We start from the raw sequence: 17,950 nt of genomic DNA on the forward strand, positions 1-17,950 counted from the left end.
CAATACCTGAAAATAACTTATAAATATTGCACGCAGAGCCGCGGAGTCGCAAAGAAATGTTTCGTCCTAAGGAAGGTGAAAATAAAAATGTTAATCAAAGGGGAAGATATCCTAAAAGTGGTAGCCTAGGACCTTTGCGTCTTAGCGCCTTTGCGAGAACTAAGAATCTGAAAAAAAATGGTCCTGTAATTCTAATTACAAGACCATTTATCATGCTATTATACTTTTGGCAAAGTGCTGCTAAATTGAACCTAGCTACCTAGAAGACTCAACCCTATTATTTCTCTACTTTATTTGAAGAAAACCATTTTTTCAATTGGGTTTCTGGGGTAAGTCCCTGATTAAGCGCAAAGCGCATCCACGCGTAATAAATTACTCCAGTCGTTATCATTCCATTTATCAAGGAGATGAAAAATTCCTGACTAAAGTAACCGATTAAAAACCCTACAATCCAGGCTAGAAAGGCTGCAGGATTAATTACCATATCCGGCTGGCCATCGGCATTTTCATAGAGGCCTCTTTTTTCGGGAAAAAGCCAATAATCTATAATCACCGTCATGGCAATGGGACCAATCACCCAGGACAAGAACTGAAGGAAGAAGTTAAATATTTGATCGGGTCCATACCAAGCAAAAAACAAGGCAATTCCCCAAGAAATAAGCAACACAAGCTTTCTGTTTTTCTCCTCGGTTTTATACTTTGGCATTGGAGGGGTTGACATCATATTGGCACCAAAGTAAATCGCTGCCATTGCAGTAGACCAGGAACCCAGAAATATGGCAAGGAAAGAAATTTCCAAAAGACCGAATTGGTCCATTATTAAGAAAATATTCCATTCTCCAGTAGCAAGCGCCCCTAGCGTAGCACCGATATATTGAAAGACCATCATCACACCATAGGTTAAAAACAAACCTATTGCTGCCTGTTTCCCAGTTTTATAAAACCTTGTGAAATCAGAGATTACGGTATTTGCATGCAACCAGCCACCTGCAGCGGCCGTGAAAACGACGAAAGAAGAAGCCGAGGCGACAGGAGATTTATCAATGATAGCCATTAATCCACCACCCGCATCCAATGCTCCCCAAACAGTAACTATCAAAATAAATACGATGGCAGGAACGGCCAAATAATTCACATAGGCGATCCATTTCATGGTTTTGTAAGCAGGAATCAAGAATAAAATAGCCATTAGGAGCGTAATTCCATAAAAGAGCACCGGAGAATCAAGGCTCACTCCAATTATCCCCACAAAGGAATCTCTGGTAAGATTTAAGATCACGGCAAACCAAATGACAGTGGTAATGGCGATTATAAAATTGGGGAGCAAAACCCCTTTGACGCCATAAGAATACCTAAAAATCATCGCACTGGTATATCCAGTTCTTGCCCCAATTATTCCAATTAAGATGGCTACTAAACTGTTAAAAACACCTGCCATTGCAATGACAATGACCGCATCTTTGAATGCCAGTTGAGACCCCACAAGTCCTCCAACCAGCAAACTGGTAACAGTAAGAACTAGACCCCAGAGGATAAAGGTATTACTCCAAAAGCCCAGGCGTTTGGAGGCAGGTAATCGAGACCTTACTTCGTCTCCTCTTTCTAATTCATTTTCAATAGTTGTTTCTTTCATGGAGGTTTTAATTTTTACATTAACATATAAACAAAATCATAATTTTCTGTAACCAAATTTATTCCCCAACTGAAGACATTCCATCCAAGGCAAAATGGCCTCTGAGGCGGTATTGTCCATAAGGCTTGACGCCGCCACATTTACACCTAACTGGAGCGAAGCTTCCATTTCCCAACCTTCATGCATACCAGCCAAAACGCCGGCGGCAAATGCATCTCCGGCACCAACTGTCCCCTTCACCAACTTTTTTGGCATTTTTATACATGGTTGAAGAATTTGATGCCCCTCTTTATTCAATGCCAGGGCCCCATTGGGAAAGTGTATTACCACCCAACTAAGCACTCCCATATCTAGGATTTTTTTTGCGGCTTTGAAGCCATTTGAAATCAGAAAGACATTGTCAGCATCTAATAACTGAATTTCAGTAAGGTTGTGCGCTTCCAGCTCATTGATGAAAAGAAAATCAATAAAAGGAAGAGACGAAGGGATCACCTCCGTATACCTATCTGATTGTTCACTTACAATATCAGCTGAAGTAATCATCCCAGCCTCTTTTGCCCTTCTCAAAACTTTCGCAGCCCCAGAAAGCCCATCCTCATGAATCCTGTCCAAATTATCCAATAAAAGCAAATAGCCTAGATGGAAAAATTTCGCTTTCGAAACCTCAAAATCAAAATCATCCTCTTCCAATAATGCATTGGCCCCACGGTGGTGAAAAAACGTTCGTTTACCCGTAGAACAAACAGTCATCACATCAGTAAATGAAGTTTCAACCCCTTTCAATCGCTTCATTTGTCGGGTCTCTAATCCCAGTCTTTCACACTGATCCAAAATATCGTCACCAAATTCATCGTCACCCAAAACACCTACCCCTTCAAGTGGAATGGAAAAGTCCATTTTACGAATGGCCTTTAACACATTGAAAGGAGCCCCTCCATTTCCAGAATTTTGACTGATAATATTGGCCAGCGCATTTTCATTTGGATACACATCAATCATTTTGATGAAATCCAAAATCCAATTACCCCCAGCCAATATACCTATTCTACTGTTTTTTACCATTATTTCATACAGTAAATCCCATAAATAGGTGATTTTATAGAATAATAATTCAATACATTTACCATCTAACAACTTTTAAGGTATAACAACAGCTGATTTTGTTTCGTGAGACGCTAAGGCTGCAGCAAATACCTGATGGCTCATCACTGCCTCTTCGGGAGTTACACATCCCAGCCTGCCATCAAGAAACCCCTCCCTCTCCGCAAAGTAGGCTGCCAGCATCTGCATGAAACAATCAGGGAATCCTGGTTCAAATATCCCCCCTGTAATGGTGGTAAATGGAACCTGAAAGCCCAGGTCAAGCCTTTTCCAGACCTGCTCTTTTTCTCGACTGAATTTCCAAAACACCTTGGTATCTTTGGTACTGTACCTTACCCCACCTTCTGTCCCCAGCACTTCTATGTACCAGGAATTTGTCTCTCCAGGAGCCAGGCGCTTCATTTCCAATATCATCGGTACGTCTTCTCCTTCAATGGAAATGGTTGAAGAAAGATGCGCATTGTTCCAGGTGTCACACTCACTCCATCCGCCTTTTCCATCCGGCCTTTTTGTGACAATCTTCTGAAGTTGTGCATAAACCCTACTTGGCTTCCAACCCATTCTCAATGGAATATGCATCACATGCATCCCTAAATCACCCATTACCCCTATATCTCCACAAAACCTGGATTGCCTTTTCCAGTTGATCGGCTTTAGCGGATCCATGTCACTAGAATGACAAAATCCAGCTTTCACCTCAATGATTTTACCGAGTCTTCCAGATAAAATTTCTTTGATCACCCGCTGGCCGCCAGGGAAAAATGGCATTTCAGAACTGCACCTTACGAAACTACCTGATTCATCAATTTTATTTTTAATGATTTCGGCTGCTTCCAGGTTTATCCCAAATGGCTTCTCTGCAAACAAATCCTTTCCTGCCTCCAATACTTTCAGGTAATACTCCTCGTGCAGGTGATGAGGGAGGGCCACGTAGACAACATCCACATTTGGCGCATCCAATAAAGCTTTATAATCAGTGGTCAGCAAATCAATGGTAGGAATCTGCTCGTACCATTTCAAGGCCTCCTCATTGATATCGCAAACAGCTGTTAATACAACTTTTAAAGGATAATCATTGAGGACAAACCATCTTCCAAGCGCACTCGCCACTTCCTTGCCCATCAAGCCTCCTCCTATTATCCCAACGTTAATGGTTTTCATTTCCTAGTTCGACTTTAATAAGCCTCTCACCTCATCCGGCGTGGCATCATTGTGAACAATTGCCATTAGGGCTCTGGTCATTCCACCAGGATTGGCATGTTGTACCACATTTCTACCGTAGACAATGCCTTTCGCTCCTTGCTTCATCAGTCGATAAGTTCTATCCAATATCTCCTCGTCACTGGCACGGCCTCCACCTCTTACCAGTACAGGAATATCGCCAGCCACTTCTATTACTTTATGGTATTCCTCCACATCATCTGTTGGATCAGCTTTTATTAGGTCCGCACCCAACTCAGCAGCCTGTCTTACCATTGGCGTAATCAGTTTTATATTGCCATCTACCATATAGCCACCCGCTTTGTTATTGGGCTGAAAAACCAATGGCTCTATCATCAAAGGCATGCCATAATAATCACACAAAGGTTTTAGCTTAAGTATATTCTGGATACAATGATCTGTAACTTCTGGCGCTCCAGGTATATTAAAAAGGTTGACTACCACGCAGGCAGCATCCAATCTTACCGCCTGTAAAACCGGATCTTCTATCATTCTACTGTACAATACTTTTTGTAATTCTAAGCCATAAACGTTGGCAACATCCGTTCTTAGAACGAGTGCAGGCTTTCGCTTACCAGGAACAGACTGTAAATGTCGGGCCTGCCCTACTGTCAACTGGATAGCGTCTGGATCAGCATCTATCAAAACTTTGACCGATGCTGAAATATTCTCAATTCCACTCAAAAATGTATATTCACTGAAAAAGCCATGGTCAATGGCCACATCAAAACATTTTCCAGATTTCTCGTTAAAAAGCCTGTTGATTCTACTTAATTTCATGGTATTTTTATTTACTAAGGTTATTTCGTTGATTGAATTAAATTTTAATCCTGTTAATTGTATCGCTAATTTTTATCGGCTTTCCACCCTGCCTTTTGCTTTCATCGGCTGCTTCCATGAAAGCATAAATTTCAATGGTTTCTTCGGGTTCTACTGGTAGTTTACCTGTCAGGAAAAACTCATCTATGGCCCTAACCAACCTTTGATAACCTTCAAATTTCCCTATTGAATTAATTCCGTCTGTACCAAAAACGGTCCCTCCGAAACCAACTTTCCCCTCTCTGATCCCTCTGAAATAACCCAACTTATCGCCAGGCCATTTGCCAACAACCAGGTCAGTTCCATTGGTTGAAGTCCTTGAGACCGTTTGACAACCTGTCCCCATCACACTAAAGAGAGATTCTATCCCATGAATGCCATCCCAGAACAAATCGACATGGGCTTTTTGAAGGGGTGCAGGACCGTAAGTCTGAGCTCCCAATAATTCCCCCACATATTCCCCTGCTCTAATCGAAGTGTTTTGGCTTCCATAACGAAGAGCCGAAGAGCTAAATACTTTGACGCCGTAATGATTGGCTTCGTGAAAAATCTTCATCACATTTTCCAAATTCTCGGCCAATGGTTTGTCGATATAAACCGGTTTCCCTGCTTTTAACACGGGCAAGACCTGCTCTAAATGCGGTCTCCCGTCGTTGGTCAATAGCATTACAGCATCTGACTTTTCAATGACTTCCTCAATTGAATTAACGGTGGACACTCCATGCTTACCAATCCTCTCAGAAAAGTTTTGCAACCGTTCTTCAGAGAATTCCACATCGGGATTTCCCTTAGGATGGTAAATCGCCACCACTTTACTATGGTATCCATCGACATTAGGAACCACTGTGTTCAGAATCTCAGTAAAGTCTGCACTGTGTACAGATAGGCCAATAATACCTATGCTAATTTTCGGCTTAACCATTGTTTTTTCTTCTCCTGCTTTAGAATGAATGTACTAGGATGAAATAGTCCCACCAATATTAAGGCAACACCCGCATGATGCCTCTCATCACTGGCCCATGCCCAGGGAAAGTGCATACAAATTGGTAATCACCCGGTTTGGTTGGCGCTTTGAAGGTCAATGTTTCGGTAGTTTTTCCATCTAGCAATTTAGAAGCGGCTATTATTTTAGGACTTTCTGGAAGGTAATGCTTGGCAGGACCATCGTCCCCCAAGGCGATGGCCAATGAGGCTATTTCATCCGCTGCGCCTGGTTCCACAATCACAATATTGTGTTCCATAAGGTCTTTATTATCCACAGTCAATTCTATTTGCTGACCAGCATTAACAGAAAATTCTGAAACATCGAAGGCAAGCAACTCAGCAACAATGGTCAACTTGGCAATGGGTTCTTTCTGAAGTTCTAGTTTTCGTTTACCGCTTTCATTTGCCTTCTTGGCAGGGGCCATATTGGCATGGCCTTTCATGTCTTCATGTTTCGTCTCCACTTTAGAAGAATCGGCATCTACCCAGAATTTCTCGTAGAATGTCCTAAACTGCATTCCTGAAATGTCATTTGTAGTTCCCCCACGTCTATGCGAATCCCTATCGCTCCAAAACCAGGCAACTTTCTGCGCCGCTATTCTGGCTTTTTCCTCTGGAGATCTCAATACCGTTTTGAGCAAATCATTGTTTTTGACATTGTGCTGCTGGTGAAGCCATAAAATCTCTAACATAGGAAGGGCATCTTCCTTGCTTTGCGGATCTAGTGTTTTCGCATAGTTCTGCGCTTTTTCTATCACTTCCTTGGTTTCTCTTCCACTCAATTCGACCCTGACGGAATGCCTAATTCCATCCACTGGACTTCTAAACAATTCCAATAGCTTTTCTACCGGTTCTCCGTAAATGGCCACTGGCTCCTGAAGTGGTCTGTTTTTTGCAGACATTCTGTAAATCCTTCCATGCGCCTGATCTCGGTTTATGTCCCTTAAGTTATAAGGCGAATGGGTAATGATGGCATTGTGCCAATCTCCAAAATACAAGGCACCGTCTTTTCCTATTACCCCGTCTGAAGGACGAAAGTTTGGATCACCTGTGTACCCTTCAGGAACAACCCTAGGCTGGGCTTCAGAAGAAGGACGGAATGTTGGATCATTTCCAGTAAAAACCAAATCCCCTGCTTCCACACCCTCTACTACTCCATGTTCTTTGTACTCCAACTGGTACCTTTTTATCCCTTGAAATCCTATCACATTATAAATCAGAAAATTGTTTTCGTATTTATCAGGAAAATGCTGGCTTGATAAAATTTGATTGGAGGTAATAGGTCGAATGGTTTGTTTGAACAATGGCCTTTTGTCAAATTCATTGGTGTCTGTCGTGGAAGTAACCGTTCTTTTATAATAAACCTGGAAAGCTTTCCCTGTCGTACCATCTGTTATTAGCGGATTGCCCCATCTATCGATACTGATACCATGCGCATTGGGCGTATTTTCCACCATAAATGAGAAATCAGATGTCCTTGGATTGAAACGATAAAGGCCCGGTGATCCTGATTCTTCACTTTTTCGGTAAGGCGTTTCTATATTTTCAAGAATGAAAATCCCTCTTTGGTAATAGATATTGCCATCAGGAGAGTAGATAAGGTTGTTTGCCGTATGATGGGAATCATCCGATCCCAAGCCTCCAAAAAGGCGTTCTTTAAAATCGGCTACACCATCCCCATCTGTATCTTTAAGAAACCACACATCAGGGGCTGATATTACGATCACCCCTCCATTCCAGAACTCAAAACCTGTAGGATGTGGCACATAGGCAAAAGTGGTCACTTTATCTGCTTTGCCATCACCATCCTCATCACTTAGATAGGCCAATCTGTCACTCATCTCTCTTCCTGGCTCCCATTTTGGATAAGTAGACCAGGAAGCTACCCAGATGTTTCCCTTTGTATCCACCTGCAAAGCAACAGGGTTAATGATTTCCGGAAACTCATCCTCTGCAGCAAACAGATTAATTTCCAGGTCATCAGGCACCGTCATTCTATCAATGGCTTCCTCCGGATCTATATAGGTTAAATCTCTAACAATATGGGTCCCTACCATTAGTGGGTCAGGCATATTGCTGTCATCAATTTCGATATCATCCCCATTCGCTCTGGCCCAGATTTTCTTATCCCTATTGGCTGTCATTACATCCAGCATCTCTAATTCCCTCTGAAGGGTTTTATAATTGCCATCTTGAATGGATCGCGTTCCCCACACATCATTGCCACTAATGGCTCGGTACTTGTGAAACCAATAGAGATTTTTATCCTTAACGGTGGATCTTATAGCATCTAAAGCCACCTGGTCATTACTTACACTACCTCCCATGAGGGTTTCAGCAATGTATTTGCCCACTTCCTGATTGCCTTTTTCATTTAAATGAATGCCATTTATGGTCAAAGGTTCTTCAATGGATTGGTACATTTGCTGCGTTGCATTAAACAGATCAACGAAGACAACCCCTTTCTCTTGGGCGACTTCTGCCATTGCCTGGGTATAAGCCTGCAAGCGGGGATTATTTTCGGAGCCATCAGGAAGGTTAGGTGAACCTAAATTTTCATGCGCAATAGGAGAAAACAACACCACTTTGGGTACATTCACAGAATCATATTTCTGCGTACGCAAATGATCGATCCAAAGGGAAAGTTGTTTTTTAAACGTCTCTGGTTGGTTGTCAAAAGATTCATTGTACCCGAAAAATGAGAAAATTACATTGGCTTTAACCTTTGACAAATGGCTATCGCTGTCCCCAAAACCTTCATGGGCTCTCGGCCTATAATGCACCTGATCCCCTGAATAACCCAGATTTCTGAAAACCAGTTTTTTGCCTGGGCTAGCAGCTTGGAGGTACGTTTCCATCCATCCGTCATGTTGGAATCGCTCAGCCAATGAATTCCCAACAATGGCAATTCTATCCCCTTCACTGAAAGAATAATCAGACTCGCTGGAACAGGCCCCTAAATAAATCAGGCTGACCAGAAGGATAAAGGATCGGGCCACCCTTATGGGGTTTTTCGAATTTGTCAATAATCTCATTTAGAATTTAATTTAGATAAATGTTAATTTTCCTACCTATTTCGGGTTTAAGCCTTCTTAATGCATTTCTACAGAGCAGGTACCTAAGCCTGGTGCATAGAAGTTAAACTGTACATTGGGATGATCTGCCAAAACCGACATAGGCACAGAAGTATCTGGAATATTATTGGATATCATGTAGGTGGTCAGCCTCTGACCAAAGGGATTGTCGTGGGCGCCGGCATGCCATATAGAAACCTGATCCGTTTCCCAGGTTTCTTTAGGCCCTACTGTCACAGCTTGCGTTGGTATCAAAGGAACATTTCCACCACAGTGCAACCTGGAGTTTTGTTGAATGGTGATAGGGTGCAAATCCAAAACCCTGGTAGGAAGTTTTTTGTATTCCTCCACCGTCTGTGGATTGTCTTTATAGGCTCCTTCTCGTTTTGGTGGCTCATTAAAGGCCCAATGCTTGACATCGCCCTGCCCTCCTTGCATGATTAAACATCTGGCGTGTTTCCAGCTTTCTATAAACTTGGCAGTATCGGCCTGCGGGAAATGTATGTTCTCCTCTGGCATGGCCAATTTCTTGTCAATCCTGCTGTAACAAAGGTCATTAAATGCCTTTTTAAAGGATAAGGAATGATTGGCAGAAACCTCCTTGCCATCGACCACCCATTCGTCCATGGACCAAAAATGAGCATGCTTGAGAGAGATTTGCAATTCATTGACCAATCTGGCCACTAGTGGCAATTGTTCTGTTGGACCAATAGGACCACAAATCCCTACCGGATTATCTGCTGTTGCCTTTTTCCAGGTAGTAATGTATTCCAATGCTTCGGCAAGGTAAAATTCTTCAATGGTATCATAAAAGACTACTTTAAAACCAGGCCTGGATAACTTTATCATATCTGCCGGAGTCATGCTGGCTATTTGGTCGGTAATCTTGCTACCTAAATCCAAGGTGGTATAATCCCACCAATCAGGAGCTATTGAACTTATCTTTCTCATATCTTTATTCGTTATTTTAACTTTTAATCTTTAGCTCCAATGCTTTCTTTGCATAAGGAATACACTTCTCCTAACCCTTTAAGTGGATCAAATTCAGACTCTGAAAATCCAAAGTGAACTCTTTTTCTCCACCCTTCTGCATGTTCAAAGCATTCGGACATTGCCCCAACCTTTATCGAGAAATCCTCCATGGCAGCAATGTAGGAGTCCATTTTCTGGCTGTCTTCCAACCAGTTTTTCTGACTTTTATGGGCATTTAAAGCCTCTCTTTTTAGGGGTTGGACGGATGCTGTATCGATAAATACCCCTGGCCATACTTTTTGCCCCAGGGGATCAAGAAGACCATGCGGGAGTGCGTGATATATTGCACAATTGTAATTGGAAACTGCTGGAAAGGCTGCCTTAAAATTAGGCACTCCCCTCACAAAGGCTGCTGTTACTGCCAAACGGCAAGCATTCATGTGGTCCTCCATATAATCGGAAGGTGAATGCGTGAGAATGACACTTGGCTTTACTTTTCGAATAATTCCTGCCAAAGCCTTCAGTGCTTTAGCCTCATAGAAAATTTCAAAATCATCACAAATAGGAGGGTGAAATTCCGCACCCAGAATATTGGCGGAATTTTGCGCCTCAAGCAATCTTATCTTGGCGGTAGTGTCAGCATCCATTTCAGTACTTCCACAGTCTCCTGAAGATAAATTCATATAATGAATTTCATATCCAGCATTTTTTAACAATACCAATGTCCCAGCCATCAAAAACTCAATATCATCAGGATGCGCTGCAATTGCCATAGCTATTTTATCCATCAATTATAGCTTTACACTTTTCCCTGTTGCAGCAGATTTGTCAGCAGCAAAAATGACTTCATGTGTTTTCATGGCCTCTTTCAATCCAGTTAAAGGCATGTCTGTTCCGTTATTTATGGATTGGAAAAAGGAATCAAACTGCAATTGGTAAGGATGGTCAGCAACATCCCCGGAGTCCAACATTTTCATGGACAATTCACTCCATCTCGTTTTATCAGATTTTAGTTTATTGGAATGAAATTTATTGTCCAAAATTGACCCTTCACTTCCAAACAAATGGGTATGAAAATAGTAAGGTTGCAAACAATCCACACTTGCTGCACACTTGGCTATTTTTCCACTTTTGAATTTTAGAATGGTTACACTGGTAGTCGTGTATTCATAAGGCTTGAAAATCTCGCTTTTGGTCTTGGTATCATAACTGGTAACCTCTTCAACATCAGAACCCATAAACATTAATAGTGAATCCAAAGCATGGCATCCCGCTGTTAGCAAAGAGCTTCCTCCACCAGTTTTCTTCGCATTCCACTCAAATTGTCCATACCAAGGGCCGATACCATGCAGGTAATCAATTTCACCATAATGGATGTCTCCGATCAATCCCTGATCTACTACTTCTTTTGTGGAAATAAACTGGTTGGACCACCTGCATTCAAAGCAAATACAAAACTTAACATTTGCCTCTTTTACAGCTTTTTCTATCTCTTGACAATCCGCCCATGACAAAGCCATAGGCTTTTCCAAAATGATATGTTTACCTGCCTTTGCTGCGGCCAATGCATGTTCAGTATGTTGATAAGTATAGCTACATATGGAAACAGCATCAATGCTTTTGTCCTTTAGCATTTCATCAAGGTCTGTGTAAGATTTGATGTCTGTCCCCCAGGTTTTGCTTAATTCGGCATCGTCATGTTTTCTGGATGAAAAAATAGCCGAAACCTGAGCAAATTCACCTGCGTTAATCGCATTAATGTGTGCTGTAGCTACCCAACCGTATCCAATAATTCCAACATTCAATTTTTTCATAATTATCTCTTTATTAAATAGTTAATAGTAATTGATTATTTTAAAGCCTTTTTTAATACTTTGTCCAGGGATATTTTTTTCCCCCCTTTGTTTTTACTTTCCTGAGCCGCTTCCATAAAAGCATAGATTTCAAAGGTTTCTTCAGCTGACACCGGAGCTTTATTTTGAAGGAAAAATTCAACTACTTTGACAACCAGGGACCGATACCCTTTAAAGGATCCGAGGTCCACGATTTCATTTTCCTTGAATACCGTACCTCCAAAATCACGTTTTCCTTCTCTGATGCCCCTGAAGACACCTACCCTGCCATCCTTCCAATGTCCGATAACCAGGTCTTCGGCTTCTGAATGTTGCACTTGCTGCACTTCCACACAGCCTGGCCCCATTACTGTAAATAGGTATTCAATGCCATGAATCCCATACCAAAACAAGTCTGTATGGCTCTTTTCCAAAGCAGCAGGGCTAAAAGTATGGGCACTTATTACTTCTGAAGGATTGATGTTTTGAGCACTTTCCATGTACCTTAAGGCTGAAGAGGAAAAAATCGGCACTCCGTATTTCTCTGCCTCTTTGTAGATGTCCACCACTCCTTGCAAATCCTCAGCAACAGGCTTGTCTACAAACACAGGTTTTCCTGCTTTCAGCGCTGGGAGAACTTCCTTCATATGGGGTCTGCCGTCATTGGTCTCTATCATCACCACGTCCACCATCTCAATCAAATGCTCCATGGATTCAACCATGGTAACCCCCATCTCCTCCACATCTTTTTGATAACTGCTAAGTTGTTCTGGCGTAAAATCAACATCGGGGTTTCCAGGTGGATGGTACAATGCCACCATCTTGCAACCAAAAAGGTCTTTCTTTTTATTTGGGTCGTTTAGTATTTTTGAAAATGCCGCACTATGGACTGATAAGCCTACCAGACCTACCTTTAGGTCTTCCTTTGGAAGGTTTTTGGCTATAGAAAATAAGGGCTGCCCCAAAAGACTTAACCCAACTCCCCCAAAGGACAGTTTTTTAACAAAATTCCTGCGTACTATTTTATTTTCGACCATTTACTCTATAGATTATATATTACTTCTTTCAGTTCCTGTCTTTAAAAGCACCCCATTGGGAGACGATAAAACCTGTTCCATCCTATTGGCAACAGATCTAATGCCCGTCTCCCGCTTGCTAGTGGTTTGTTACTGGTATTCAGTACACAGAGAATTAATAACCTGGATTTTGCTCCAATGCCGAATTGATATCAATTTCTGATAAAGGGATTGGAATTAATTCCATGTCTTCTGTTATGCTTCCTGTTTTATCAATTACTTTATAGTGACCGCTCTCTCAGCTTCAGCATTTCCGAGATCGCCGGTTCAATCCTCACATCTATATTATAATTTTATTTTATGAATAAAATACAATATCTATTATAGATAAAATTACTCTATTACCAAATTTAATTATTCCATTCTCGAGAATCCTATACTTTTTCCTAGATCTAAGATACTATCTTATAGATTAGCTAAATTTTAATGTATTAGACATTAAATAAGTCATAAACTATTCATTGAAGTAGTTTTATAATTATTAGACCATTATATATCCCTTTAAGCATAAAAAGGAATTAGAATTAGGCGTACCTGTCCCAACCCCCAGAAGGAACACCTATAATCTAAAGAAAATCAGAAGGTTAAATAAAAATAGTCTCGGAATGCAAAATTCACCTCATCAAAACTGGAACTGGATTGGCCATTTTACCAGGACTTCGTTGATTGACTCCAGGTTGGCCATTATTGCCCAAATCATTTTTTGCAATTTCTGCCAGTTCGGAAAGCCTCTTTACAATTTCCGGCTTTTCTGCGGCCATATTGTGGGAGGAGGAAATGTCATTGACGACATTGAATAAAAGTGGCTGGTTGTCCTCTCCAGGTTTAAAATAGGGATGGACCACAAACTCTTTTAGGGGTAAAAATAATTTCCATTGCCCTGCCCTTATGGCTTGAAGTTGATCCATATAGTAATAGTAAAAAACATCATAAGGCGTTTCGGCACCTTTGTCTCCCAAAATCAAGGGGAGAATATTTTTTCCATCAATTATCCGATCATGAGGAACCTTTGCTCCTGAAAGCTGGGCAAAGGTTGGGAGAAAATCCATTGTAGTGGCCATTTCCTCACTAACTGTCCCAGCAGGAACAGTACCCGGCCACCAAAAAATAGTAGGCACTCTAAAGGCTCCCTCGGCCGTTGTGTAACCTCGACCTGTTAAAGGAAGGTTCGTCCCCCTAACTGTGCTCGTTGGATCATCGGTCATAGGGGCACCATTGTCTGATGTAAAAACGACCACCGTATTCTTTTCTATTCCCAGCTCCTCCAACTTATCCATTATTTGCCCAACTGACCAATCCAATTCCTCCACACTGTCTCCCCATGGTCCACCTTTACTTTTACCCTTGAAAGCCTCACTTGCAAAAGGCTCAGTAGTGCTTCCCGGCATGGCATGTGGCAGGTAAAGGAAAAATGGTTCGTTTGGTTTTGGGTAATAAATTCCAAAGCCTTTTCAGTGAAATCTTTGGTCAACAAATTTCTATCAACCCCTGCCCGAACAACTTTCGTGTTTTCCATCACAGGTAAAGGCGGCCAATTGGATCCATTAAACTTTGTACCAATGCGCAAACCCACCTCCTGCGTCATGTCATCACTATAAGGTATACCATAAAAATAATCGAAGCCCTGATTGTTTGGTAAAAATTCTGGCTGGTCTCCTAAATGCCATTTTCCAATAAGCCCTGTTATGTAACCAACACCTTTCAATACTTCTGCTATTGTAACTTCTTCAGGATTTAACCCATAAGGTGAAATGGGACGCAAAACCAGGCCATCTCTAGGGTTCACATGCATGCCTACTCGCTGAGAATAACAGCCAGTCATAATGGATGCTCTGGAAGGCGTACAAACGCCTGCTGTAACTAGAAAATGGGTGAATTTCCGACCTTCTTGGGCCATTCGGTTTAATGCGGGGGTGCGGATCACTTTCGAGCCAAAGGGTTCAATGTCGCCATAACCCAAATTATCACAGAATATAATTATAAAGTTAGGGCGCTTATCTGAAGGTGCTATCTGTTCTTGATCCATGGGAGTATTCCCCACCTCTTCTTTTAACACTTTGGCATTCAGATTGGCGTTGCCTATGAACAGAAAGAAAATACAAGCATATAAAATGGAAAGATTCAACCTTTTATTTCTGTTTGGTGAAAAAATTAAGCTCTCCATATTATTAAGAATTAAATAAGTCGAAATATTAATGTTCTGAATGATAAAAATATGGGTTTTAAAATTAAAGCTCCTATTATATCTTCTACATTGCTAATACTATTTCATAATAACCCTTCCAAAATCATGTTTCACCATTTAATATTTCTTCAAACAATATCTGGGAATAATAATGAATAACAGATTTGCATTCTCCATTTAAACCCTAACCCCAGAATCTTCAGTTTGATGGGCTTTAATGTCATTTACTTAAAATTATTAGATTTGAAGGACAGCATCATAAAGCACTTGCAGGCATGTAGGAATAAAGGATTTTTTTGTATTTTAACATCAGTTAAGCTTTGTGTGTCTATACCTTAACTAAACACAAGCGAGTTTTTGAACCACCAAAAGAAAAAATATAAGTTAACAATATCGCATTTTTTTATGCGCTATCATGACACTTTAACCCATAATAATGAAGACAAAATCCCTAGCAACCGAATGGCCTGTCCTAGATTTTGCAGCAATGCAAGGCACCATTGAAACCATCCACCAATGGATTCAGATAATTGGTAAGATCCGTTTAAAAACAATGCCTTGGCAAAACCACTCATGGCACACGACTTTATACCTTTCTCCAGTGGGGTATTCCACTCAGGCCATATGTTTTGGAGGTGGCATTTTTGAAATAGAGTTAGATTTTGTCCACCACCAATTGCACATCAAATCTTCAAATGCAGCAACACAACACATTGCGCTAAAAACAATGAGTGTAGCCGACTTTTACAAAGAACTTTTTGAAAAATTAGCAGCTTCAGGCATTGACATAAAAATTCATGGCCGTCCAAACGAAATGGAACCGGCCATCCCTTTTGCCAGCAATACTGCCATCAGTACATACGATCCTGAAGCTGCCAACCTACTTTGGAAAGCTATGCTCAAGTCAAATGGAGTGTTCAATAAATTTCGAAGTGGGTTTATCGGTAAATCCAGCCCGGTACACCTATTCTGGGGTGCCTTTGATTTGGCTGTAACCCGCTTTTCTGGAAGACCTGCACCTTTGCACCAGGGAGGAATGCCAAATATGCCGTTAGATGTCATGCAGGAAGCCTATTCCCATGAGGTAAGTAGTGCGGGATTTTGGCCTGGATCCACAGATTCGCCCATGGCCGTTTATTATGCCTATGCCTATCCTGGAAATGAAGCCTATGCAAAACAAAAAGTTTTACCGGAACAGGCATTTTACAGTCCTGAAATGGGTGAGTTTTTTCTTAAATATGAAGACGTTCAATCCTCTTCAGATCCAGAAAGAACGCTAATGGATTTTCTACAAACCACCTACGAGGCAGCAGCCAATACCTCAAACTGGGAACGAAAGGCATTGGAAAAGTAAAGAGCGAATATTTAAATAGCTACGTGGTTTGGTAGGAACACTTATCTGTAAACTTTTTTATCTCAATTATTCACCACCGGTGTCTGAGCCTGTCGAAGCCAGCGGTATCGAAGTCGGGTGAATGAGCGGAGCCGAAGTCAACCTGAGGCCTCAACAATTAGACCCCCTATCTATATGGAAAGGTAGATTATTAAAAGAACCTTCTTAACTCTAAATTTTGGCTAAAGCCAGGTTCTATTATGCTATCCTGTAAATGGGCTAAAGCCCATTCCTATTGAGTCGTATTTTTTAAACAATGGGTTCGGGTGGAATTCAGAAATTGAAATAATGAAACCATTTTTTCAATAGCCCTCAGCTTCAGCTGGGGGATGTCGGTAATTTACTTTTTTATAGGGCTTTAGCCCAATCATTTACACGAGATGTTCTCCTTCAATCTAGGCTACAATAGCAGCCTTGACCCTATTTAACGAAAGTTGAAAACTTTCGGAATTTTAGGTCTAAGTTACGCTTCGCTAAACTTAGACCAGATACGAGTACTTCTCAGCAATCCCTTTAAACCTTCACATACCATCGGTTTTTATCCATCCACCAACCTATCAGCCATATGATCAGCATAAAGGATATGGAGAACAATAAACTTGCCCAACCTTCTGGAAACACTGGTTCAAATAGGGTTTTATAGGCCAGGTTACGGATGGATTGGCCTTCGATTTTTATCATCCCCAATATTCTTACCAATACGCCCGACATTATGTACAATGCCAAGGGGTTTTTGCCAAAGACTTCAAAGAAATAAGCCCAGCCTTTGATTGACCGCACTTCTAATAAAAACATTAGTACGGCTAAGGTAAGGGTGGAATAACCTACCGTTACGAGAGTAAAGGAACTGGTCCAGATCTTTTTATTGATTGGAAAGCCATAATCCCAGAGGTAACCTGCAACAAGTAAAACCATTGCAAACATGGCCAACCAAAGTACTGCCTCTATATTCCCTCCTCTTTTCTGAACCTGCAAACCTACCCAATAGCCTAATAATACATTGACCATGGCAGGAAAGGTGCTTAACAAGCCTTCTGGATCAAAGGCAACCCCATCCATCATGTAGAGGTTGTCAGGAGAAAACAGCCACAAATCCAGTCGGCCACTCGCATTGCCTTCCAGTGAAAAAGGATCCATGCCGGGAATGCCAAGAAAAAGCATGACTAGCCAATACAGGATCAACACTACCCCACTCGTAATAAGAATTTTTTTCGGACTTAGAAAATAGATCAAGGTCGCAGCAAGTCCATAACACAACGCTATTCTTTGCAATACGCCAAGGATTCTGATACTGGTGAAATCATAAAGCACAAAGCCGCTATCGTTAATTCTAAAGTAAGGGAAGGCGGTTAGCAACAAGCCAATAAGAAAAATCAAGGCTGTTCTTTTAAACACTTTGCCAAAATACTCCTTACTCCCCTTCAATTTAAATTTACCAAGACTAAAGCTCATGGCATTACCTACCACAAACAAAAAGGAGGGAAAAACCAAATCTGTAAGGGTTAAACCATGCCAGGAGGCGTGAGTTAAAGGGCCAAAACTAGTACTTCCATCCCCTGGAGTATTGACGATCACCATCAATGCCAATGTCAAGCCTCGTAAAACATCCAAAGATTGATACCTTTTTGATGAAGTAGCGTTTTCCAATGTATTTGTCATA

Annotated in this window: 14 protein-coding genes; 1 reads left to right on the forward strand and 13 read right to left on the reverse strand. The window is 41.4% G+C overall.

Translation table 11 applies throughout. The features are described 5' to 3' along the window. Positions 1-277: 277 nt before the first annotated feature. From ADICYQ_RS12510 to ADICYQ_RS28590, 12 genes are all read right to left on the reverse strand, one after another. Positions 278-1,633, reverse strand: a complete 1,356-nt coding sequence (locus ADICYQ_RS12510; protein WP_020888779.1) for a purine-cytosine permease family protein — start codon at positions 1,631-1,633, stop codon at positions 278-280. A gap of 36 nt (positions 1,634-1,669) precedes the next feature. Continuing rightward, positions 1,670-2,695 (reverse strand): carbohydrate kinase family protein, encoded by a 1,026-nt coding sequence (locus ADICYQ_RS12515; RefSeq protein ID WP_020888780.1) that lies wholly within the window; start codon positions 2,693-2,695, stop codon positions 1,670-1,672. Positions 2,696-2,770: 75 nt separating this feature from the next. Next, positions 2,771-3,895: a Gfo/Idh/MocA family protein gene (locus ADICYQ_RS12520; protein WP_020888781.1), complete on the reverse strand. Its 1,125-nt coding sequence runs from the start codon at positions 3,893-3,895 to the stop codon at positions 2,771-2,773. A 3-nt stretch (positions 3,896-3,898) separates the two neighbouring features. Beyond that, entirely contained in the window at positions 3,899-4,735 is an 837-nt protein-coding gene (locus tag ADICYQ_RS12525; protein ID WP_020888782.1) for a class I fructose-bisphosphate aldolase, read from the reverse strand. A 37-nt stretch (positions 4,736-4,772) separates the two neighbouring features. Further along, positions 4,773-5,696: a Gfo/Idh/MocA family protein gene (locus ADICYQ_RS12530; RefSeq protein WP_051160198.1), complete on the reverse strand. Its 924-nt coding sequence runs from the start codon at positions 5,694-5,696 to the stop codon at positions 4,773-4,775. Between the two features lie 58 nt (positions 5,697-5,754). Next, complete coding sequence (locus tag ADICYQ_RS12535; RefSeq protein WP_020888784.1) at positions 5,755-8,793, reverse strand: PVC-type heme-binding CxxCH protein; 3,039 nt, start codon at positions 8,791-8,793, stop codon at positions 5,755-5,757. A 57-nt stretch (positions 8,794-8,850) separates the two neighbouring features. Next, a complete protein-coding gene (locus ADICYQ_RS12540; protein WP_020888785.1) occupies positions 8,851-9,783 on the reverse strand; it encodes a sugar phosphate isomerase family in 933 nt (310 codons plus the stop codon). Between the two features lie 23 nt (positions 9,784-9,806). Beyond that, complete coding sequence (locus tag ADICYQ_RS12545) at positions 9,807-10,592, reverse strand: PIG-L deacetylase family protein (protein ID WP_020888786.1); 786 nt, start codon at positions 10,590-10,592, stop codon at positions 9,807-9,809. A 3-nt stretch (positions 10,593-10,595) separates the two neighbouring features. Further along, entirely contained in the window at positions 10,596-11,618 is a 1,023-nt protein-coding gene (locus ADICYQ_RS12550) for a Gfo/Idh/MocA family protein (protein WP_020888787.1), read from the reverse strand. A gap of 35 nt (positions 11,619-11,653) precedes the next feature. Next, positions 11,654-12,673: a Gfo/Idh/MocA family protein gene (locus ADICYQ_RS12555; protein ID WP_020888788.1), complete on the reverse strand. Its 1,020-nt coding sequence runs from the start codon at positions 12,671-12,673 to the stop codon at positions 11,654-11,656. A gap of 653 nt (positions 12,674-13,326) precedes the next feature. Next, a complete protein-coding gene (locus tag ADICYQ_RS28585; protein WP_235114611.1) occupies positions 13,327-14,100 on the reverse strand; it encodes a sulfatase-like hydrolase/transferase in 774 nt (257 codons plus the stop codon). Then, positions 13,989-14,876: a sulfatase-like hydrolase/transferase gene (locus tag ADICYQ_RS28590; protein ID WP_020888790.1), complete on the reverse strand. Its 888-nt coding sequence runs from the start codon at positions 14,874-14,876 to the stop codon at positions 13,989-13,991. The genes ADICYQ_RS28585 and ADICYQ_RS28590 overlap by 112 nt, the downstream gene beginning before the upstream one ends. A 457-nt stretch (positions 14,877-15,333) precedes the next feature. On the opposite strand from ADICYQ_RS28590, the gene ADICYQ_RS12565 reads away from it, so the two are divergent. Then, entirely contained in the window at positions 15,334-16,251 is a 918-nt protein-coding gene (locus ADICYQ_RS12565) for a DUF5996 family protein (protein WP_040416062.1), read from the forward strand. Between the two features lie 552 nt (positions 16,252-16,803). Here the strand turns inward: ADICYQ_RS12565 and ADICYQ_RS12570 are convergent. Next, positions 16,804-17,949 carry an acyltransferase family protein gene (locus ADICYQ_RS12570; RefSeq protein ID WP_020888793.1) on the reverse strand — a complete coding sequence of 382 codons (1,146 nt, stop codon included), beginning with the start codon at positions 17,947-17,949 and terminating at the stop codon, positions 16,804-16,806. Position 17,950 lies beyond the last annotated feature (1 nt).

The organism is Cyclobacterium qasimii M12-11B (assembly GCF_000427295.1).
GTDB classification, from domain to species: domain Bacteria; phylum Bacteroidota; class Bacteroidia; order Cytophagales; family Cyclobacteriaceae; genus Cyclobacterium; species Cyclobacterium qasimii.